At 42.1% G+C, this 20,925-nt stretch carries 16 protein-coding genes and 1 pseudogene; 9 read left to right on the forward strand and 8 right to left on the reverse strand.

All coding sequences use genetic code 11. The features are described 5' to 3' along the window. From EQO05_RS00005 to EQO05_RS00020, 4 genes and pseudogenes are all read left to right on the forward strand, one after another. Positions 1–1,185: pseudogene (locus EQO05_RS00005) on the forward strand (hypothetical protein); the annotation flags it as partial. Further along, positions 1,182–1,805, forward strand: coding sequence for a sarcinarray family MAST domain-containing protein (locus EQO05_RS00010; RefSeq protein ID WP_128502565.1), 624 nt, complete (start codon positions 1,182–1,184; stop codon positions 1,803–1,805). The pseudogene EQO05_RS00005 and the gene EQO05_RS00010, both read left to right, overlap by 4 nt. Before the next feature lie 17 nt (positions 1,806–1,822). Then, positions 1,823–3,376 (forward strand): hypothetical protein, encoded by a 1,554-nt coding sequence (locus EQO05_RS00015; protein WP_240664219.1) that lies wholly within the window; start codon positions 1,823–1,825, stop codon positions 3,374–3,376. Between the two features lie 2 nt (positions 3,377–3,378). Continuing rightward, positions 3,379–4,005: a sarcinarray family MAST domain-containing protein gene (locus tag EQO05_RS00020; protein WP_128502567.1), complete on the forward strand. Its 627-nt coding sequence runs from the start codon at positions 3,379–3,381 to the stop codon at positions 4,003–4,005. A 146-nt stretch (positions 4,006–4,151) separates the two neighbouring features. Here the strand turns inward: EQO05_RS00020 and EQO05_RS15835 are convergent, their stop codons facing one another. Beyond that, complete coding sequence (locus tag EQO05_RS15835) at positions 4,152–4,778, reverse strand: tetratricopeptide repeat protein (protein ID WP_370273512.1); 627 nt, start codon at positions 4,776–4,778, stop codon at positions 4,152–4,154. After that, positions 4,676–5,233 (reverse strand): tetratricopeptide repeat protein, encoded by a 558-nt coding sequence (locus EQO05_RS15840; protein WP_240664221.1) that lies wholly within the window; start codon positions 5,231–5,233, stop codon positions 4,676–4,678. Before EQO05_RS15840 ends, EQO05_RS15835 begins: the two co-directional genes overlap by 103 nt. A gap of 393 nt (positions 5,234–5,626) precedes the next feature. On the opposite strand from EQO05_RS15840, the gene EQO05_RS00030 reads away from it, so the two are divergent. Both EQO05_RS00030 and EQO05_RS00035 read left to right on the forward strand, forming a co-directional pair. Continuing rightward, positions 5,627–6,919, forward strand: coding sequence for a TIGR00341 family protein (locus tag EQO05_RS00030; protein WP_128502569.1), 1,293 nt, complete (start codon positions 5,627–5,629; stop codon positions 6,917–6,919). 104 nt (positions 6,920–7,023) lie between these two features. Further along, positions 7,024–8,025, forward strand: coding sequence for an MBL fold metallo-hydrolase (locus EQO05_RS00035; protein WP_240664222.1), 1,002 nt, complete (start codon positions 7,024–7,026; stop codon positions 8,023–8,025). 778 nt (positions 8,026–8,803) lie between these two features. Here the strand turns inward: EQO05_RS00035 and EQO05_RS00040 are convergent. Both EQO05_RS00040 and EQO05_RS00045 read right to left on the reverse strand, forming a co-directional pair. Continuing rightward, a complete protein-coding gene (locus EQO05_RS00040) occupies positions 8,804–9,502 on the reverse strand; it encodes a formylglycine-generating enzyme family protein (protein ID WP_240664223.1) in 699 nt (232 codons plus the stop codon). A gap of 178 nt (positions 9,503–9,680) precedes the next feature. Continuing rightward, on the reverse strand, positions 9,681–10,238 hold the full coding sequence (locus tag EQO05_RS00045; protein WP_128502573.1) for a nitroreductase family protein: 558 nt from the start codon (positions 10,236–10,238) through the stop codon (positions 9,681–9,683). A gap of 317 nt (positions 10,239–10,555) precedes the next feature. Between EQO05_RS00045 and EQO05_RS00050 the strand changes: the two genes are divergently transcribed. Continuing rightward, complete coding sequence (locus EQO05_RS00050) at positions 10,556–11,356, forward strand: winged helix-turn-helix domain-containing protein (protein WP_128502575.1); 801 nt, start codon at positions 10,556–10,558, stop codon at positions 11,354–11,356. A gap of 11 nt (positions 11,357–11,367) precedes the next feature. Here EQO05_RS00050 and EQO05_RS00055 read toward each other — a convergent pair whose 3' ends face one another. After that, a complete protein-coding gene (locus EQO05_RS00055; RefSeq protein WP_128502577.1) occupies positions 11,368–12,153 on the reverse strand; it encodes a DUF429 domain-containing protein in 786 nt (261 codons plus the stop codon). A gap of 319 nt (positions 12,154–12,472) precedes the next feature. On the opposite strand from EQO05_RS00055, the gene EQO05_RS00060 reads away from it, so the two are divergent. Next, positions 12,473–13,099: a restriction endonuclease gene (locus tag EQO05_RS00060; RefSeq protein WP_128502579.1), complete on the forward strand. Its 627-nt coding sequence runs from the start codon at positions 12,473–12,475 to the stop codon at positions 13,097–13,099. 373 nt (positions 13,100–13,472) lie between these two features. Here EQO05_RS00060 and pheT read toward each other — a convergent pair whose 3' ends face one another. Then, positions 13,473–15,101, reverse strand: coding sequence for a phenylalanine--tRNA ligase subunit beta (pheT, locus tag EQO05_RS00065; protein WP_128502581.1), 1,629 nt, complete (start codon positions 15,099–15,101; stop codon positions 13,473–13,475). Between the two features lie 747 nt (positions 15,102–15,848). Here pheT and EQO05_RS15845 point away from each other — a divergent pair. Next, positions 15,849–16,847, forward strand: a complete 999-nt coding sequence (locus EQO05_RS15845; RefSeq protein ID WP_240664224.1) for an ester cyclase — start codon at positions 15,849–15,851, stop codon at positions 16,845–16,847. A 457-nt stretch (positions 16,848–17,304) separates the two neighbouring features. Here EQO05_RS15845 and EQO05_RS00075 read toward each other — a convergent pair whose 3' ends face one another. Next, positions 17,305–20,283, reverse strand: coding sequence for a type I restriction endonuclease subunit R (locus EQO05_RS00075; protein ID WP_128502583.1), 2,979 nt, complete (start codon positions 20,281–20,283; stop codon positions 17,305–17,307). Positions 20,284–20,537: 254 nt separating this feature from the next. Beyond that, positions 20,538–20,885: a hypothetical protein gene (locus tag EQO05_RS00080; RefSeq protein ID WP_128502586.1), complete on the reverse strand. Its 348-nt coding sequence runs from the start codon at positions 20,883–20,885 to the stop codon at positions 20,538–20,540. Positions 20,886–20,925: the final 40 nt, after the last annotated feature.

The following is a 20,925-nucleotide window of genomic DNA, read 5'->3' on the forward strand; positions in this document are numbered from 1 at the left end:
TACAACTGGACAGAAAATCTGACAATCATTGTTGACCAGAAACCCAACTATCTTTATCATGATCCTGATTTTGACCTCAGAAAAGAATATGAATGGGTAGACGAAGCAACTGGAAAAACAATTTATCCACTTGGTATCCGAAATACCTGTATTTTCACAACCGGAATTTCAGAGGAAATCGCTGACGGTATATCCTCAAGTAATGAATATGTAAAAACCGAAACCTCTCAGCAGATTAGCCAGAGCATTTCCAACCTGAATACAGAAGTTTTCCTGCTCAAACAAAATCTTAGCGAGCAGAATATCTCACTAGATACAACTCGTCTGAATAATGAGGTCTACAATCTGAAGCATACATATACACAGGAAATGAGATCTCAGATAAGTGAAGATGTAGTAGAAGAAATAAATTTGAATCCGGTTGTTTCAAACTGGATCAAAGAAGAAAAAGTCAGGGCGATTACAGCAAGTTATTTGAATAGCCTTTCTGACAATCAATTTATGCAAAAATCTACTACCGATGAACTCTCAGTCGAACTTTCATCTATTATAAAAAATGAAATCCGAAATTCAAACCCACCTGTTGAATCAGATGAACTTGAAGCTACTCTGAACAGAGTGGACACTGACATCAGAATTGGGGTTGCAAATGGTATCTGTGCAGTTACAGTAAACAAAGGTGCAGTCATTGATGCTAGTTTTGAAAGAATTGATAGTGAACTGAAAAGCCTGGCAAACAAAACTGTTGATATGTATTCGGGGGAGACAGGAAATGAAATTTTTAAAAGACTTGACAGAACAATAGCGGCTATTCCATGCGGACTGCCTGTTTTGCCTCCAAACTGGATTTTTACGGTGAATGTGTGGTCATATGAAATTGTGGGTAAATATCAAACGTTTACTGTTACTGATAACGATAATGAAGTTATCCCCAAACCTTACTTTGGGCATAAGGGACAAAAGTATGTGAGAGAGGATTCCGAAATTGATGATCCTATAAAAACCGATGAAAATGGATATCACTTGATACTAGGAGATAATAGGCCTATTTATTTCGATCTTAATGGATATGCATTAGCAGTGGTCGGACCTGGAGTAATAGGTGTTGGAGATAAGGTTGGAGGAAGCATTGAAAAGTCAATTGGTTATGAGAGTCTTTTATCTGAATATGAGGGGTTATCGTGAAAATAAAATACTTAGCTATTGCAGCAATTATTGGGTTTCTTTGTTTACCAAGTGTAGTTTTAGCAAGCAGTCCCTACTGTAAAATAGATGTTTACTTTAATGACAATGTTTTGCCAGGGAAAGAAATTGCACAACCTAGTTTGAGAGTTAATGAGCCTTTTAATGTTAAAGTAAACGTAGCCGTTTACCAAGAATGCAGGGTATCCGGTAAACTCACAACATTAGGTGAGGATTATTTCAAGGTCATAAATGGGACTTCTAAAATAGACCAGTATTCAAGAGTAATTCTGAAAGCAAACGGATCCCATATGTTTGAATGGACAGTCATACCAACAGATAAATGGGCCGGTGGATCAATTCCAATCAATTTTCACTATTCAATCGTAGAAAAAGGCAATCCTGAACCTGTAGTAAACAGCGAATTCACAGTCGCCTACTGCACTATTTCCAATGAATACTATGAAGGCGAAACTCCTGCTTCTGAGAATTCTGAATCCCAACCTACTCCAGAGCAGCCAGCCTCCGAAAATTCTGCCCCGGCGGCATCTGCACCAGCTTTCAGTTTATTAACTGCTATTGTGGCGCTTGCGCTTGCATTCTTCAGATTCTTCCATCAGTAAATTGATGAAAATGTCAGGTGTTTAATGCTATTGACAATAGAAGCGAAAAGTCCGACTCTTGCTGCTCTGATGCTGCCGACAAATACAGGCAGGCTTACGTGAACAGAGAGGAGTACCTCACATCGTCAGGAAAAATGTACACTTCAAGTGATTCTGCCCGGTACATTGCGAAAAATGAGGCTTATAACAGGCTGATAGAAGACATCGACAGAAAAAATCGTAAACTGGACTCGGATCTCAATGCTTACATTCTTAAAGCTCTGGAGAAGAAAGGCATTGATACCAGTTCGTTTGACAGTGTAACCTCAGGCCCTATGACTCTTTTCAATAATCCGGCAGTGGAAAGGGCTGCTTCAGCTCTAGGAGAGAATATGGGCATAATCTCCACTATGACTGTTACCGGTCAGCCGGAAAGCAAATACAACTGGACAGAAAACCTGACGCTGATCGTTGATCAGAAACCCAACTATCTTTATCATGATCCTGATTTCGACCTCAGGAAAGAGTACGAATTAAAAGATCCAAAAGGAAAAACGATTTATCCTTTGGGCGTCAGAAATACCTGTATTTTCACAACAGGTATCTCCGATGAAATTGCAGACGGTATTTCCTCAAGTAATGAATATGTAAAAACCGAAACCTCTCAGCAAATCAGCCAGAGCATTTCCAACCTGAACACAGAAGTTTTCCTGCTTGAGCAGGATCTCAGCGAACAGAGTGTCTCCATGGATACCGCACTTCTTGATACTGAAATATCGAATCTGAAAAATACATACGCTCAGGAAATGAGAATTCAAATTCCCGAAAAAGTAGCTGATGAAATAAGTTCAAATCCTGTTGTCTCGGGCTGGATTAAAGAGAGTCGGATTAGAGAAGTAACGACGAATTATTTGACCAGTCTTTCTGACGATAATATAATCCAAAAGTCCACCGCGGACGAGCTTTCAACTGAAATTTCTTCCATTATCAAAACTGAAATTCGAAATTCAAATCCATCGGTTGGATCTGATGAGCTCGAAGCTACTCTCAATAGAGTTGATAGTGATGCTAGAATCGGTGTTTCAAATGGAATCTGTGCGACTATGGTAAACAAAGGTACAGTTATTGATTCTAACTTTGGAAAAATTGATAGTGAACTGAAAAACCTGGCAAATGAAACTATTGACACATATTCTGGTAAAGTTGGAGATAAGGTTTCAAAAAGGATGGATAGGACGATGGCAGCTGTGCCATCTGGACTGCCGGTATTGCCACCGCATTGGACTTTCACAGTGAATTTGTGGACTTATGAAATTATGGGGAAATATCAGACATTTACTGTTATTGATAACGATAATGAAGTTATCCCCAAACCTTACTTTGGACATAAGGGACAGAGATACGTGAGAAAACTGGAACCTGTTACCCTTAACGGAAGTTATCTAGGCGAGAATAAGCCAATTACTTTTAGGTTCAGTGGCTACTCTGCTACTATTGTTGGTCCAGGTCCAAAGGGAGTTGGCGATAAAAAAGGTGGTCATACTGAAAAATCAATTGCTTTTGAAGAACTTCTCAACGAGTATGGTGAGTAGATATGAAAATAAAATGCCTGATTATAATATTAATATTAATTTCGGCTATTAATATAGCAACTGCGTCCAATCCTTACGGAAAAATCTATACATATGATGTATATTATAATGATAAGCTTCTTCCCGGAGAAGAAATAGCGAAACCCTTCTTAAATATTGGGGAACCTTTCAAAGTAAAATTAGAAATGAAACTAAACCAAACAAGTACTTTGTTTGTGCAAGTTTGTAGTTTAGGAGGGAATTTTTTTGAAGTTATAGACGGTCCATCAGAGTTCGAAAAAATGAAATATATGAAATCTTTAGATCCGGGAACACATGTTTTTGAGTGGACAATTATACCCACAGATGAATGGGCTGGTGGTTCCATCCCTATAAACATTTTTTATCAGATTAATCTTCCGGATGAAGATGAACCAGCCGTAAATGGTGAATTTACAGTCGCTTACTGCACCATTTCTAATGAATACTACAAAGGCGAAGCTACAGCTTCGGAAACTCAATCCACCCCAGAGCAACCGTCTTCAGAAAACTCAACTTCGCCAGCGTCTGCACCAGCTTTCAGTTTGGTAACTGCTATTCTGGCTCTTGCATTTGTATTTCTCAAATTATCTCATAGTCGAGAAAGATAATAGGGGATGAGATTTAATTTCTGCCTTTATTTTGAAAATCGAGGGAGAATGATAATCATTTATCTTCTCTCTTCCTCTTACTTCAGTTTTGTTAGACTCTCCGGCTTTTCTCATTTTCCCTGTGCCTGAGTTCTTTTCGCTTCCTCTTACTTTTTTCTCCCTTCTCTGACCGGATATTTCTTCATTATCTCGCTTGTTGGTTTTTTTCTTGCCCAGACGCTTTTCCTCATCTTTGGCTTTTCTTCTTCCGCTTTTTCCTCATCGTCTTCATCCAGGTCTATTCCAAGTCTGGAGCTAACTGAAGCCCTGGCTTTTTTAGCATCGGTATGATCCGGATTGATTCTGAGGGCTCTTTCAAGGGCGCCCAGGGCTTCTACATTTTTATCCAGGGTAGAGAGAGCCATGCCTTTACAATACCAGGCGTCGGCAAGATTGGGCTTTATCGAAATCGCTTTGCTGCATGCTTCAAGGGCTCGTTTGGATTTGCCGAGCTTGAGGTGGACAAGGCCTTTTCCTGCCCAGGTCTTTGCATTATCAGGATTTATTTTGAGGGCTGCATCATATGCGATCATTGCTTCCACAGGCCGGCTCAGGCTGTAAAGGGCAAAGGCTTTGCCCTCCAGGGCTCTTGCAAGATTTGGGTTAAGTTTAAGTGCAGCATCGTAAGCTTTTATTGCATCTTCGTAACTTCCCAGACCAGCGAGCACAGAGCCTTTTGCATGCCAGGCGCCTGCAAGCTTCGGGTTGTCGGCAAGGGCTCTTTCAGAGGCAATAAGGGCTTTTTCGTGCTGATTAGCCTGCAAAGTACTGAGGTTCTAAGGTTCCAGGCTTTATCGCTGTCAGGATTTATTTCGAGCAATCTGTCAAGAGCCTGCAGTGCATCTTCTTCCCTATCGAGCTGCAGGAGCACAAAACTTTTTTCATAAAGGTAGCCAGGATCATCAGGCTCGATTTCGAGAGCTTTCTCAATTGCTTTAAGGGAAGCCCTGTACATCCTGTGCCTTAGAAACACTGCCGCCTTACCTGCCCAGGCAGCTGCATCTTCCGGGTTTTTCCCAAGAGCTTTTTCATGGGCCGCAAGGGCTTTACTCAGCCGGTCATGTGCAGTATCACGAGTCTTATCTATACCTTTTCCGGCTGCTTTGCCCTTCCTGCCTTCTTTTCCTACTTTTTCAGGTAGACCTTTCTGTGCTGTCCTGTCAGTCTTTCTTTTAGGGTTCTTTTCCATAGTATCGATCCGGGATTATTTGTCAGGGGCAATGCTTTTTTTAGACACCTGGTACATTTTCACCCTTCCCCCTTAGGGCGGCAAATTCCAGGAGAAGTCCTGTTTCAGACTCCGTACTCTTATTTTAAACTGATCCTGCTAACCTATTTTAAGCAATCGGATAAGCATGGGATTTGTGGAAAGCAGCCCTATAACAATGTTTAATTGGTAGGACTTTTCGACATACTTAGAAATTATCAGTGTAACCCGAAGCATCCAGAAATTCAGAAATTCCAGATGCAATTCAGTTATGGAAGTCTAAAGACATGGGACTTACGGACTTCCGGCTACTATTAACTTCTAGTTTACTTTGATTCGGCTCATATAGATAAATATTCAAGACCATATATTTTCATGCGTCTTGTTCAGGTGCTTATTCCCAATGGGAAGAGAGAAGCAATACTTGAAGTACTGGATGCCGAACAGATCGATTACGCAGTATGGGATGAAACCGGGCGTGGGAACTTTGAGGCTCTTGTGCAGTTTCCAGTGCCTCCGATTGGTGTAGAACCCGTACTTGACAAGTTGCGCAAGGCAGGAATTAGCAGGGATACATACACCATCATTCTCTCACCGGAAACAGTAATTTCCGAACATATAGAAACCCTTAATAAGCGGTATCCTGACAAACGGATTTCCAGGGAAGAGTTGATTGGGCGAGCTGAGGAACTTGCGCCTGCAATCTCAACCTACGCTATTTTTCTTATTTTGAGCACTATTATTGCAACTGCGGGACTTTTGCTTGACTCAGTTGCAACTATTATTGGCGCTATGGTGATTGCCCCACTAATGGGGCCAGCAATTTCCGCAAGTGTCGGAACGGTTATTTATGACCGGAAGCTTGCCTCCCGTGGGATAATTTTGCAGATTGGAGGGCTCTTACTTGCAGTAGTCGTCGCCTGGATGATCGGCTTGCTAATTAAAGATTTATACCTGCTGCCACCGGGATTTGATCTTCGCCAGGTACCCCAGGTAGCCGAGCGCACCAGCCCTAACTTCCTTTCGCTCTTCCTTGCACTGGGATCGGGGATAGCCGGTGCAATCAGCATTATCCGGAGCGCGGGATCAGCTCTGGTAGGGGTAGCTATTGCAGCCGCGCTGATCCCTCCTGCGGCAACATCGGGGCTAGGTCTCGCGTGGGGACTCCCAGTGGTTGCATTCTCCTCGATAGTGCTGGTACTCGTGAATATGCTTGCAATAAATGTGTCTGCTCTTATCCTGTTTTGGGTTTCAGGCTTCAGACCTTACGAATCCTCTGCTGTCCATCTTGCGCGAAAGCAGGTGGCTGGGCACGTGTTTATCCTGTTTAGTTCGATTCTCATACTTTCTACGGTACTTGGACTTGTTACATACGCTTCGTTCCAGGCTGCTCATATGGAGGAGCAGGTAAACGTAGAGGTATCAAGAATGCTTAATGAATCCGACTATGAGAAAATGAGGCTGGCGACAGAAAGCATTGATGTTGATTACAAACCTGCCGATATGATATTAGGAGAGCCTGCCAGAATAACTTTAATAATGTACAGCCGCGTAGGACAGGAGATTCCTCCCGGTATAGCAAAAAGAATTGACGACCACCTGACAGAGGTTACAGGCCGGGAGGTTTGGGTAAGGGTTGGGTTCGTAGAAATGCAGCAAAGTAATTAACTTCCTGCGGGCAAGCAACCGCAGAAACTATTTTGAAAAAAGATATAAAGTTTCCCGTCCTGCAAGTTACATACTTTTAGTTGCATAAACTGACGAAGTTGTATATGGCAACTAAAAAATTGATTAAACGCAGGGTGGTTTACATGAGTGAACTGGAGATTCGGGAAGCCGATTTGCTGGAAGTAACAGTCCTTATGGATAATTATACGGATATATTTCTAATAGAAAGTAATGATGTATGCAGACGACCTCAGATTCCTTTTTTTCCGCAGATACTCTTCGCCGAGCATGGATTTTCGTGCTTAATCAAAGTCTGCGCCGGGAGTGAGGAACACACCGTATTGATGGATGCAGCAGTTACCCCAGCTTCCCTTTTAAGTAACGCAGAGCTTTTAAAAGCTGACCTTGGCAAAGTAGAAGCTATTGCCCTCAGTCATGGGCATCCAGATCATTTTCTCGGACTTGCAGGGCTTTTGAAATTTGTAAGTGAAAAGCAGAATAAAGAAGTCCCACTTATGCTTCATCCCGATGCCTTTCTTGAGCGCCGGTTTAATATTCCTGCGATCGGGCACTCTGTCACAATACCCGCCCTCAATGAAGATATTCTAAAAGAGGCAAGAGCTGATATCATAAAATCCAAAAGAGCTTTTCCAATCGCTAACGGCCTTATCCACACAACCGGAGAGATTGAGCGTAAAGTCCCATTTGAAAAAGGATTCCCCTGGGCTGAGGCGAAAATTAACGATAACTGGATTCTTGACCCCTTCAGGGACGACCAGGGGCTTGTGATAAAGCTGAAAGGCAAGGGACTTGTGGTAATCAGCGGCTGTGCCCATGCCGGAATTATCAATACGGTTGAGTATGCAAAGAAAATTACAGGAACGGACCAGGTTCATGCCGTGCTTGGAGGCTTCCACCTGACAGGTAGGATCTTTGATCCGATAATCCAGCCTACAATTGACAAAATGAAAAAGATAAAGCCTGAGTATGTCGTACCCATGCACTGCACGGGCTGGAAAGCCATAAACCGGTTTGAAGAAGCCATGCCTGAACAATTCCTGCTCAATACGGTCGGCACAAAGTACGTGTTTGAAGGAACGCCCTGAAAGAGAATGAAATGCGCAAAATCCAGACTTTAACTTCAGCAGTTAATGTCGGATAACTTTTCAGCCGTTACTGGAGAATTAAAGTATCAATTAATCAGCAGTATGGAATGGGTTCAGGCTGCCCTTTGATAGGGAATACTGTCGGCATTCAGGATTCTGTATGCTTTCTTTTTCATATTGAGTCCAACTGTGTGCTCCCGAATTCATCCAATGTTTGAGCGGAACAGATTCCCTTCTCCACATTGCATTTTCTTATGTTTATATTTTTTAAATCCAGACCTGATTCAAATACCCGGTCAACATACTCTGTCAACTATTTTCTGTCGATTACTTATTGCCGGATTTATTCCACATAATTTAAAAATAGATATCTGGTTTGCTTAAGAAGATATTCAATATATTTAATATAAAGTAGCACAAAATCTAACAAAGGTATTAAATATTAGTTAGTAGTATAGTTAAATGTCTCTACCAGGCAGACGCGGAATCTATGTCGCCTCCTAAATTGTCGAAAGCACCTGAAACTATTTTACCCCTGCCTGCAAGAAACAGACAGGGGTTATGGTGCGGCAGGTAGAGTCAGAGATTAAGATGCATAACTGATTTTCATAATCACTAATAAAAATTAATTCGTTCACTTCGAAAAGTCTCAATTTAAAATCAGCTTAAAAATCAGGCTGATCATCCCGGATCAAGCCTTTTTTCGAAAAGCATGAGTTTTCGCTCAAGCCTTTTTTGAAAAGGCTTGCGATCAAGCTATTTTTTGAAAGGACCTGTATTATACTTCCCTGACAGCCCTGAATCCAAGGCTGTTTAAACTTTTATCCTGAGGCGCAAAAAGTCTTTCAGCCGATCGACAACAGCCTGCATTTCCATTCCAGCCCCCGCCTCTTCTTATCCGCACTGGCGTGGAAATACTTGGGAAAGAGTTTTCCCAGGCCTTGCCGTTTACCGGGGCGCCTTTGTAACTTATATGATATTCATCCTGCACCCACTCTCCTGCATTCCCATAGATATCGTAAAGTCCCCAGGGATTCGGTTTTTTCAGGCCCACAGGATGGGTTTCAAGCCCGGAATTTTTCAGAAACCAGGCATATTCCGTAAGCTTCGATTCGTCATCTCCGAAAAAATAGGCGGTTGCAGTCCCGGCCCTGGCTGCATATTCCCATTCGGCTTCTGCAGGAAGGCGAAAGATCGGGTTATTTCCACAGGTTTCTTCCAGAGCATTGAGTTTCCGGAAAAAAATCTGGACTTCGTTCCAGGAGATATTTTCAACCGGCTGCTTTTCGCCCTTGAAATAGGAAGGATTGTCCCCCATAACCTTTTGCCACTGTTCCTGTGTCACCGGATATCTGCCCAGGTAAAAAGGCTTCCCAATCTTTACTTTATGCACGGGGCTTTCCCAGAGCTTTCTGCGTTTTTCACGTATCGGAGAACCCATATCAAATTCTCCGGCAGGTATCAGGACAAATTCCATTCCGATGGAGCTGCTTGTTAAGCTGCCGGACACGTTATTTATTGGGTTGTTAGCTGAGTTATTCATTGAATTACCAATTGAGATATTAATTGAATTATTGATCAGGCGACTGAGCCGAGTCAGACCTTAAGCAGGTAAGAGAAATCCAAACCAGGACAGTACAGGAGTGATTTCAGTCTTACTTGATATAATTAATAACATTGAGTTTTCTTGGAGGTGCGATACTTACCTCAGCGTTTTTATAGCCCAGGGCAACAGAAGCATATGGTTTATAACCATCCGGAACACCCAGTTTCTTTAAATATTCTTTAGCCTTCGGGCTGCCAGACATAACCAGCACGAAGCCAATCCAGCATGAACCAAGCCCAATGGATTCTGCTGCAAGTAACATGTTCTGAGTTGCTGCAGCGCAGTCAGACTCGATTGCTATAGCTTTTTCTTCACCAGAAACAAGAATCACTGTAGGAGCATTATAGAAAATATTGAATCTTTCGTTATTCGCCAGGTCTTGCAGGGGTTCATATTGTTTCGCTATTTCCTTTGCTTCAAAATTCAACCAGGCGAGCAGCTCCTTATTCTGTATTACTGTAAAATGCCAGGCCTGCTCATTTGCGCTTGGCGCATAGGTCCCGGCATTCAAAACAGCCTGTAATTCTTCGTCTTTGATTTGTTTATTCTTAAAATTACGTATGCTTCTTCGGTTCTTAATAGTACTTAAAGTTTCATTGGTTAACATAGTGTTTTCCTCCTGGCACAAGTCAATATGTACATATAATGTACTGAACCTCCATTTTCCTTTCCTGGTATTTCCGATAAGTGATAAAAATTTCAGGACAGGCTCTAAAGTTTTATCTTTTCTATTTACTGTCTCCTTCTCAGATAAATAAAACCAGCCAACTTTGATTCTCTGCAGAGACAGGACACAATAAAATAATGAGCAAAATAATAATACGCAACAAAAAGTAAAGTATAGTTAAAAACTTAGTATTCAAAATGAAAAAGTTTTTAAGATATCAGTATAGTAGCAGGGGAAGAGACCTTAAGTGAGAAAAAATGAAACAGTGCCTGCTTAACATGGTTCTCTTTTCGGGCAGAAGAAAAGACCTCCTATTGCTCCTGAAGGAAAAACCAAGAGATATCGATACGATAAAAGAACTGCTTAAAGTAGATGCGAGCTCTATCCAGCCTCATATTAAAAAAATGAAAGAATCCTGCCTTATAATCGAGAAAAACAAAACTTACAGATTATCCGAAATGGGAGAGGCGATAGTCGAAAACATGCAGCCCCTCCTCAGCATGGCTGAAATCTTCGGAGAAAACCCTGAGTACTGGCTGAGCCACGACCTGAGCCCGATTCCCGGTTTCCTGCTGGAGAGAATCGACGAGTTGGAGCACTGCGAGTTACTGGAGCCTGATATCGAGCGTCTGGTTGAAACCCCAAAAATACTTCTCGAGAATATAATGAGCTCAAAGGAAGTCCTTACCTTTACAGGCTATTCTCACCCTCAAGCTCCTTTAATTTACTCCGGGCTTGCGGAGAAGGGAGTCGAGATCACACTCTGCATGACCGAGAATGTTGCAGAGCGCTTATTTTCCAATTATCGGGAGGAAGCAGAGAAACTGTGCGGAGCCAGAAATTCCAGGCTTTTCATAATGCGAAAACCAGCAATGATCCCGTCATTGATTGTGACGGACAGGCTCTTTGCACTCAAACTTTTCGAGACAGACCGAAAGTTAAGGGACCAGATAATCCTGTGTTTCGGGGAAAAAGCTCTATCCTGGGGTAAGGAACTATTCAGCTACTGTATGGAAGCAGCCGAACCCCTGAATGAGAAGGAATTCCTGAAATTATGATCCTCAATCTTTCATTCTTTTTCAGACCTGACTCTGACATTTGACTCAGGAGTACAGAATACCATCTGGATATTCAGTCCTTCAGGATCTTCTTCGGGGTCGCAGGGCACGTATTCAAACCCGTACTTTTGTCCCAGCTGTGCAGTGAGCGCCGCCACAAGCGCATCAAGGATATCATCTTTTGAAACTTCCTTCCGCCTGTACCGTGAAAGCGCACTACCGGCAATCTTATCTGCAGATTGGCAAAGATTTTTAAGGGCTCTTATTCTTTCGGAAAAACCTTCCAGGCTCTTTTTCGGATATCGCATTGGAGAGCCCATAAACGCCTGAAAGCAGACTTCTGGTGCCGTTTCCTTCACTTTACTCCTGAAAGTCTCGTTTCTGATAAGAAAAGTATCCAAATCCCGGATTTTGGGAACTATATTCCAGGACTGTCTGGAAATGCTTTTTCCTGTAAGTCTTTTATTGATTTCACAGGCATTCTCATAATTCTCCGCATAGACAGCTTCCCTGCACGGCACCGGGAAAATGCTTGGTTTCCGGGCTTTCAGGATGCTACGTGCCGCAATGTCCGAAAGCCTCTCTCCGGAACCTCCTTTTTTCAGACCAATTGGAATATCGATCAGGATCAGTGGCTCGAACTGTCCGTAATTCTCTTTCAGGAAATCAATAAGGCACGAAAAATCAGGAAAAACCCCAATCTCCCAATCGTAATTTTGATCGTTTTCCATAGCCAGTAGCACTGCAAACCAGCCGGCTCGACAGCCATCAACCCCGACAAAAACCCTTTTGTTCACATATGCACATAGGGATGCGAATTTAAAACTTTTTGTGGATACGAGGGAATTAGTTGTTGATTTAATATTTATTAAATATTGATTAATATTGATTGAATATTGATTGAATATTGATTAAATATTGATTAATTAGTAATTAATTATTGATTTATATTTATTAAATGTTGATTAATTAGTAATTAATTATTGATTAAATATTGATTAACTGATAATCCATGAATAAGAATCCCGGAACTGGTAAAATCGGAAATAGAACTTAAAACTCTCCGGAAAATTCAGAATAAGAATACCAAATCCAATCGAGGTAGGGAGGCAGATTATGAAGCTCTGGTTGCTCAAAGCTGCAGGCACTCTGGAAGATGAGGAACTGATTCTCGAAAACAGCGTGATTACAATAGGATGGGCCGAATTCCCGGACCTGTCAGGTATTGAAAACGAAGCACAGGTAAAGAAAATAATGCTCAAGAAATATCCCGGGATGCAGGAAGCGCGTAGTTCTGCCTGGGCGGGGGATATCCATGCCTTTATTAAAAAAATAGGAAAAGGAGACCTTGTGGCAGTCCCACTCAAGACCAGGAATGAGGTAGCTATAGGAAAGGTTACCGGTGACTATGAATATCGGCAGCTCAGCGATTTTATGAGCCACATAAGGAAAGTAAGGTGGCTTAAAATGCTCCTGAAAGGGGATTTCGAGGAAGAATATGATATTGACCTCAATTCTCCTGAGGCGCTCTCCCTTGTAGAAGCGGACCCTGAAAAGCTTTCAGGCCTGATAGAAATAAAAAACCTGGGTACCCTTGTTGAAGAACTTAATTTTGCCCTTGAAGAACTTAATTCCCTTAAAGAAGAATTGCTTGAACTCACCTCCAGGCTGGCTGGAACTGAAGATATATCCGAAGTGCGAAAAATCGCAGCCGAAATGGAAAAAACGCTGAGAGGAAAATGAGTTAATACCGAACTGGATAGAATGAAGAGCCTGACAATAAGCGGCTTGAAGGAAGATCGGTCGCTGGATTTTTTATTGAGAGAATTAACTTTTTGCCGGCAGGTTAACTCTTCGAGATTCTTTAACGGACAGCTCTTTATTATTCTTAATATGAGAACTAACAGACCAAGTTGGATTTCCGAGGTTAAAGTTAGATATTAAATAACCATTATTTTCTGTATTTTTAAATAAATAGTTAATAAATAATTAAGTTGCTAACAATTATAGAAATAAGCAAAAATTTTGTAAAAAAAGTTATGAAGGAAATCGCAGAAGCGAATTAAAATTAATGAAAAAAGGTTAAAGAAAAATTAATCCTGTAAACAGGAATTCTTTAACCGATAAGGTCATTAAGATCAAGTTCAAACCCGACAACGGCGTATCCGAGGGCGAAATTGCCTATGACCTCAGGATGGAATTCTCCGAAGCTTCCGAGCTTTTTGCCTCTAACATAGATATCAGCCCGCCTGCCTTCGAGGAAAGCCGGGTCTTCGGACCCTTTTATCTCGTAGGGAAGCATCATTTCCCTCATAAGGGCGTCTACAATCTCATAAACTTCGGTGAAATTGGCCTGCGGGTGAATTGAAACTGCAGCTACGTGCTGGCCTGTTGTTTCGTTGTGTACAACCTCCCCGAACTCGAAGATTTTCTGAGGAAGCTCCCTGTGCTGGTTTAAGGCAAGGATTTCAAGCAGGTTCGGAAGCAGGGCTGTCCTGAGCATTGTCTGATCTTCGCTGATCGGGTGGAGGACATACGTGACATCATCGGTCTTTTGCCTGCGCATGTTCTCGAAATTGATTTTTTCGCTGGTGAGCGTAAAGGGCATAACCTCATAATAGCCGAGGCCGACCATTATCTCGTTTACTGGAGAGCGAAGCCGGGAAATCGGGTGAGATTTTCCTGCGGTATACGTTTCGGGAATCCTTACTTTGATATTCTCGTAACCGTAGCCTTTGGCAATATCCTCTACAAGGTCATAGTTGTGAAGAATATCAGCCCTGTAAGCCGGGACCTTTACCTCAACGGTTTCTTCATCAAGGGCTTCTGCTCCGAAGCGCATTCTTTCAAGCTGTTTAACGATTTCTTCAAGAGAGAGTTCCATGCCGAGAAGGGCTTTTACCTCAGCCTTTGTAAGGAACCTGGACTTCGGCTCAAGGTCAGGCAGGGCTAATTCTTCACCGTCGGGCCTGATAACCTTTACGAATTCAATCTGCCCGCCCCTCTCAGCAAGCGCGGTAACCACAATGTTCAGGGCGGTGTATACGGCTTCTCCAAGCCCCGTGACATCGATAAAAAGGTCGGTTGTTTGCTCGGTCACACTTGTGAGTGTCCCGTTGATGATCGGCGGGAAGGACAGCACATTGTCATTGGCATCCAGAATGATCGGGTATTTGTCAAAGCCCTTTACAAGATGGGCAAACCTGGTGCCTTTGGGGTGCTTTTCCAGAATTTCGGTCATGCTCATCTTTTCGGTATAGTCCAGCGGCACGAACTCAAAGCTCGGGTCGACAGCCATATACCTGAAAGGCGGCTTTACGTTTGAGAGGTCGTGCACGCCTATAGACACTTTTTTCCGGTTTCTTCCAAGCCCCCAGTGCAGGTCTTCCTGAAGGTCCATAAGGGATTTTATGGAAGAGGACGTGAATTTTACGCCTCTTATAACCGCACTCCCGAGAAAAGGCCTGATTCTCAGGATATCCTCGCTGACCGAGATCGAAACGTCTGACGGCTTTACCTCATACTCGGACAGCCCGGTCTCAAGGTCCAGGAAACCCCGCATTGCCCTGGCTGCTCCTTCCACACTATAAAGGTCAGGCCTGTCAGGGAAGAACTCGATATCGATAGACTCGTCTTCAACCCTTTCGATATCAGCCCCTATCATGGGCACCCTTTTTATTATGGTTTCCTTATCGGTTCCTGTGAGTTTCTCGAGGTCGTCATACTGCAAGGTAATTACTGGCATTGGGAATTCATCTCGTCTTTTGCTCGCTAACTTAACCCCAAACATACTCAACTTCAGATTTAATGTTTTTGTTTGTAGAGGGAGTTTGATACAGGAAACAAATATTTTATGGACAGAAGTCTGGAATAATTTTTGTTAAAGATCCAGTTGGAGACCTTAAAAGCTTGATAGCAGGCTCATCAATACGGAAAGACTCATTTTATAGTTACTGAAGAGGTAAGCTTGAGTGATTTTTAATATCAAGTAAGAGAGATAAAATTAGTTCGTTTCATCATTTATACTATCGCATGGTATTCACAGGCAAAGAGATATTCATTAGCGAACACAATGGAACAATAGCAAATATAAACATTTCTTGATATGATATTCATCGTATTAATAGTCGTGTTTGCAGTACTTTGATTACGCGTTCGACACGAATTCTAGATTCCTAAATAATATGTTCGAAATGTTGATGTTTAGGTTTTTCTTGGAACAAATAGCATGGAATAGGCTCAAGATACATAAAAAAGCAATGTTAGATAAATGGAGATATTTTTTAGTGGTTATTTTTATATTAAATGAAAATTATAATTAATAAAGCATATTTTTTGATTTAATTATGCTTAATTCTAAAAATCAATGATTTAAGTCCTCTAATAACGGTTATACTTTATTTTGCATCTCACAAAGGTATTCATAGATTAAACCGATGCCTTGTAGGCTGATTAAATTTCTTACTAATTATGATAATGGGGGTAAATAAATATGGTATTTCTAAGTTTTTCGGACTTTAATGAAAACACTAATTACGCTTATCTCATAATTTCAGGCATTTTAATAGCATTTTTTTATTTTTACGGAAGAATGTACAACGGTGCTACGGAGAAAGAAGAAATTAAAGAAAATTACATTATTACAGGTTTGCATTTTTTTGTACTATTTATTATTATGCCTTTTGCTATTTTTTTAACAAATATTCCTGATTGGTTTCCTCCGTTTTATTATGATTGGGTTCATTGGGTTAATAACTTTCTAACTTTACATCGAGGTATAGCTATCTCTATTCAGCTTGGATTTGTAATAGTACTAGAGCAAATAGCACAACAGACAAAACTAATTGACTTCTTTTGTCCAAATCAAGGTTGTATAAAGACATCTTGTAAAAAGTTGCAACAAAACTGCCTTTTCAAATATCTGATAATTCTGTTTGTCATCCCATTTATTTATCCAAGTTTTTTTCTTGGATCTAAGTTAAGCATTTCTTCAGATTTATCTGATTTCCGGGTTTTTTTTATAAGTATTGCTATTGTTTTGTTAGGTCTTGCATACCTAGCAATGTCCCTCGGAAACTTCCAAAAGCATGTGGAAATCGTAGAAAACACTACATTGATGAGAACATTACACGATGCGTGGAACGATAAAGACTGGCACAAGTTCGAGAAGCTCCACTCTAAAAATACAGTTGTTTATTGGCCAGACGAAACGGAAAAGATAAGTGGAAGGATGGAGAATTGCAGAAAAGCTAAAAGACTTTCTCATAAGTTTTCTCAGAATCGTATTCAGAACGGAAATTATAAAGTACTTTTTGGCCAAGGAGACTGGACATGTTCAGTTGCTATATTTAAGGGCATTATAAAAGACACTATAACAGTTAATGAAACAAAAATTGGACCTACAAATAAGCCATTTGAAGTGGAACTTTGTACAGTAGCTCAATGGAAAGATGGTGAGATTGTCAAAGAGAAGCTTTTTTTGACTTTGTAGGATTTTTTAGGCAGGAGAAGCCTGATGAAACGAAATAAGGTTCATTTGTTTAAAACTCCAAGCTGAAAGCATACTTATGAGCCCATCCAAATACATTACTTACTGCAACTTTATTTAACCATTCATAATTACGGTATCATATATGCTATGTACTAAGTAATCTTGAGTAACAAATGATTTCATAAAATTAGAGTGAATAACTATCCTATTGTAGCCTGCTGTCCTCTTGGTCAACGTTTGCATATAGAGTGCCTGCTTATGCACATTCTCATAAGCCTTTCGATCTGCTTGTCCTTCGTGTGTAGCTGGTCGTAAAAAGTCTGGGCTGAGCTTTCAGGTCTTCGATCCGCGCCAAAGGAGCTAAGAGGGACTTACCGAGAGCACGCATAAATTCCGAGTTGTTTTAGATCAGACTGCCTACCTTAGCAGTAGCTAATAAAATGCTAATGTATTTACATTACGAATAAGTAAGCGAAAATAAAGTATCCAACACGGCACGCTTAAAGGATTCGTTGTCGCTAAACTGCTTGAAGAATTCAGTCTCAACGCTCATTCGGGCAATTGCTGCACGCTGGGCAGCCTTGTCGTGCTCTATACGAGCGTTTTGTTTATCCGAGTTTTTTCGGGCATTCTGGTATGCGACATCAGCCAGCACTGCTGCCGGGAGCTCTTCAGTTATCAGACGAACAATTCGGTCGGCATCAGTCCAGGGGATGCCGCCAAACTGGTCATTAAAACTCCTGATAATATTGCTGAGCCGGTCCAGCTCTGGTTCAGGCTTAAGTCCACTTCCGCTTGCAGGGACAGGTTCGATTTCGGCATCCGAATCCGGAAGCTGGATCTTCACTACAGCCTGTTTTTCAACCCTATAACTGTCCATGTCTATGGCTTCGAGAATGCCTTTCGAAAGGTCTTCTTCGATAGGAGCTGGCAATTTGGGAACCAGAAAGTTAAGGAATATTGATAGTTTTTCCCATTCGGCATCCGTATATGGAAGGACCGAAGCAAGAAAGCCATAGGTACGGTTGAAAGCTTTTGCTTTGCTTTTGAAGTCGACCTGTCCGTCTTCATCAAGCTGGTCTTTATAAGTGGCTACACAGGCATCAAGAATGGGATCGAGTTTATCACGATCAGAGCCGCTGAGGTAAAGCTCAACCAACTGTTCTATGTCCTCAAGCGCATAGACCTGGTAGCTGTCAAGGTCGGACTTGAGATCGTGTAGTTTGTTGGGGTCAGTCTCATCGCTCAGGATTGTCGTGCGGTAGTAATCCGAAAAAGCCATCTGGATTATATCAGTGTTATTCAGGAAGTCAAGCACAAAAACGTCGTGTTTCTGGGGATGTGCCCGGTTAAGCCTTGAAAGGGTCTGAACAGCCTTGATGCCAGCCAATACCTTATCCACATACATCGTATGCAGGAGCGGCTCGTCATAGCCGGTCTGGAATTTGTCGGCACAGATGAGGAACCTGTAGGGATCTTCTTTGATCTTCTCTTCAATCTGATTTGATGGAAAGCTATTGAGCGAGGCCTCGGTAACTTTTACGCCACCATATTCACGCTCTCCCGAAAAAGCGACAATTGCCTTATACTGGCTTTTCCTCTCTATAAGGTAACTGCGGATAGCATGGTAATACTGAATTGCACGGTCTACCCCGTCCGTAACCACCATTGCCCTTGCCTGCCTCCCAATCTTGTCAAGAGCGATTACCTGCTCATGGAAATGATCGACCATGATCTCAGCTTTGAGCTGGATAGCATAGTTATGACCCTCAACATATTTGCGGAGTTTCTTTTTTGCCTTTTTGTTATCGAATTCCGGATCTGCCTCGACAGTTTTTATCAGTTTATAATAACTGTTTACAGGTGTGTAGGAGCTGAGCACATCGAGAATGAATCCTTCCTGAATCGCCTGCTTCATGGTGTAGCTGTGGAAGGGCTTGTGCTTCACCTGTCCGTCTTCCTCATAAGGTTCCCCGAAGAGTTCCAGGGTTTTATTCTTGGGAGTTGCGGTAAATGCAAAATAGCTGGCATTTGGAAGCATTTTGCGGGCCTGCATCCGTTTTTCCAGTGCATCGTTTATGGTATCTTCTGGATCAAAAAGAGCTTGATTCATTGCTGCCGATGTGCGTCCCCCCTGGCTGGAGTGAGCCTCATCGATTATGATTGCGAATTTCCTGCCACGGTGGTCCGTTCCAATCTCGTCGAGGATAAAGGGGAACTTCTGCACCGTGGAAATGATTATCTTTTTCCCGCCCTCTATGAATTTCCTGAGGTCGCCTGAGTGTTCGGCATGCCCGACCGTCGAACTAACCTGGGCAAACTGTTTGATTGTGTCGCGGATCTGCTTGTCGAGAACACGACGGTCGGTAATGACAATAATGGAATCGAATATCTCTTTATCGTCTTTTTTGAGCCCAATTAGCTGGTGTGCAAGCCAGGCAATGGAATTACTTTTGCCACTGCCAGCCGAGTGCTGGATAAGGTAGCGGTTGCCTGCGCCGTGCTGTCCCGTATGCGTAAGAAGTTTTCTAACTACGTCGAGCTGGTGGTACCGGGGGAAAATCTGTACTGCCCTGTCCTTTTTCCTTGTTTTCTCGTTTTTATACTCCACTACCTGCGCGTAATTCTCAAGAATGTCGGTGAGTCCTTTCGGTGTGAGAATACGCTTCCAGAGGTAATCGGTCTTGATGCCGTTCGGATTCGGAGGGTTGCCTGCCCCGTCATTGTAGCCCTGGTTGAAGGGAAGGAACCAGGAGCTTTTGCCTTTAAGGTGCGTGCAGAATTTTACTTCATGGTCATCCACAGCAAAATGAACTATGCAGCGGCCGAACTGGAAAAGAAGCTCTTTCTGGTCACGGTCTTCTTGATATTGTTTTACCGCATCCGCTACTGTCTGTTTTGTGAGGCTGTTCTTTAGCTCAAAAGTAGCTACAGGCAGCCCATTGATAAAAAGTGCAAGGTCGAGGGCAAGCTTTGTTTCATCCCGGCTGTACCTGAGCTGCCTGGTTACGCTGAAACGGTTCAGAGCATTGCGTTCTTCGGCTTTTGTGTTTCCGGGCGTGGGAGTGCCATAGAAAAGCTCGATGTGGTGAGGCCCGTGCTTTATACCCTTGCGCAGCACGTCGATTATGCCGCGCTTTGTGGTTTCCCCCTGCAGCCGGAAAAGAAATTTCTGCCGCGTGGGGCTGGAGTTCCCGAGGTCAAGGACTTCTGCAAGTTCGGGCTGAGTGGATTTCAGGAAAGCAGCCAGTTGAACCAGATCCACCGCATACTCGCGGTTGTAGTCCTGCCAGCGCCCGAGTATCCAGCCGGTCCCTCCGTAAAGAGCACTTGGTTCCCGGCCTGTGTCAGCCTGTGCAGGAGAAGTTACCGGCTTTCCAGCCATCGCTTCGACGATTAAGGTTTCAAGCCCCTTTTCGGTGGTATCGGTTGTCAAGTTTCATAACCCTCTTTCAAGAATCCCTGATAAGTAACAGGATTTTACCGGTTTCCAGACCGTTTTTAATGCTTTGTGGCATTTATTTAAGGGTTTTCTCTCTTAAAGATTCCTATTTAAGCGTTTCCAGGCTTCTAATATACCCAAATAAGCTTGAAATTAAGAAATGTTTGATATTAATCAAACAACCATAAAAAATACGTAACAATTCAGATAACTTGGAAGGGTCCACACTTATTCAGTAACAAGTAAAATTATTTTATATTTTCCAATACGTCCAACAGTAATAACCTTGCGTCTTTATTAATATTTACAATATAAATATCGCAGTTTTTAGATATATTTAGTATAGATTTCATTAATTCTTGACAAATTGGACTTTTAAGTTCATTATAATAGTTCGTATAAAATTGACAGTGATCTATTAAACCCAGTCTATAGTTATTTGCTAGCTTATTACTGGGTGAGAGTACAGGGCATTCCACAATCAGTTCATTCTTTACATATGCAGGAATATTCCGCATACAAATGAAGAATTTTGCAGATGGATTCTCAACCAGTTTTTCATTTAATCGACTGAAATCAGTTTCTTTAATTACCATTTTTATCCACTCCTAATTTAATTTATTTTATCCATAAGTT

Origin of the sequence: Methanosarcina sp. MSH10X1 (assembly GCF_004099695.1) — an archaeon.
Classification (GTDB): domain Archaea; phylum Halobacteriota; class Methanosarcinia; order Methanosarcinales; family Methanosarcinaceae; genus Methanosarcina.

Excerpts from the sequence above, each read along its gene's own strand:
- EQO05_RS00045 (WP_128502573.1), bottom strand. The coding sequence starts at position 10,238 with ATGTTAACCAATGAAACTTTAAGTACTATTAAGAACCGAAGAAGCATA.
- EQO05_RS00030 (WP_128502569.1), top strand. The coding sequence starts at position 5,627 with ATGCGTCTTGTTCAGGTGCTTATTCCCAATGGGAAGAGAGAAGCAATA.
- EQO05_RS00050 (WP_128502575.1), top strand. The coding sequence starts at position 10,556 with ATGAAACAGTGCCTGCTTAACATGGTTCTCTTTTCGGGCAGAAGAAAA.
- EQO05_RS00020 (WP_128502567.1), top strand. The coding sequence starts at position 3,379 with ATGAAAATAAAATGCCTGATTATAATATTAATATTAATTTCGGCTATT.
- EQO05_RS00080 (WP_128502586.1), bottom strand. The coding sequence starts at position 20,885 with ATGGTAATTAAAGAAACTGATTTCAGTCGATTAAATGAAAAACTGGTT.
- EQO05_RS00040 (WP_240664223.1), bottom strand. The coding sequence starts at position 9,502 with ATGGAATTTGTCCTGATACCTGCCGGAGAATTTGATATGGGTTCTCCG.
- EQO05_RS00060 (WP_128502579.1), top strand. The coding sequence starts at position 12,473 with ATGAAGCTCTGGTTGCTCAAAGCTGCAGGCACTCTGGAAGATGAGGAA.
- EQO05_RS15840 (WP_240664221.1), bottom strand. The coding sequence starts at position 5,233 with ATGGAAAAGAACCCTAAAAGAAAGACTGACAGGACAGCACAGAAAGGT.
- EQO05_RS15845 (WP_240664224.1), top strand. The coding sequence starts at position 15,849 with ATGGTATTTCTAAGTTTTTCGGACTTTAATGAAAACACTAATTACGCT.
- EQO05_RS00035 (WP_240664222.1), top strand. The coding sequence starts at position 7,024 with ATGGCAACTAAAAAATTGATTAAACGCAGGGTGGTTTACATGAGTGAA.
- pheT (WP_128502581.1), bottom strand. The coding sequence starts at position 15,101 with ATGCCAGTAATTACCTTGCAGTATGACGACCTCGAGAAACTCACAGGA.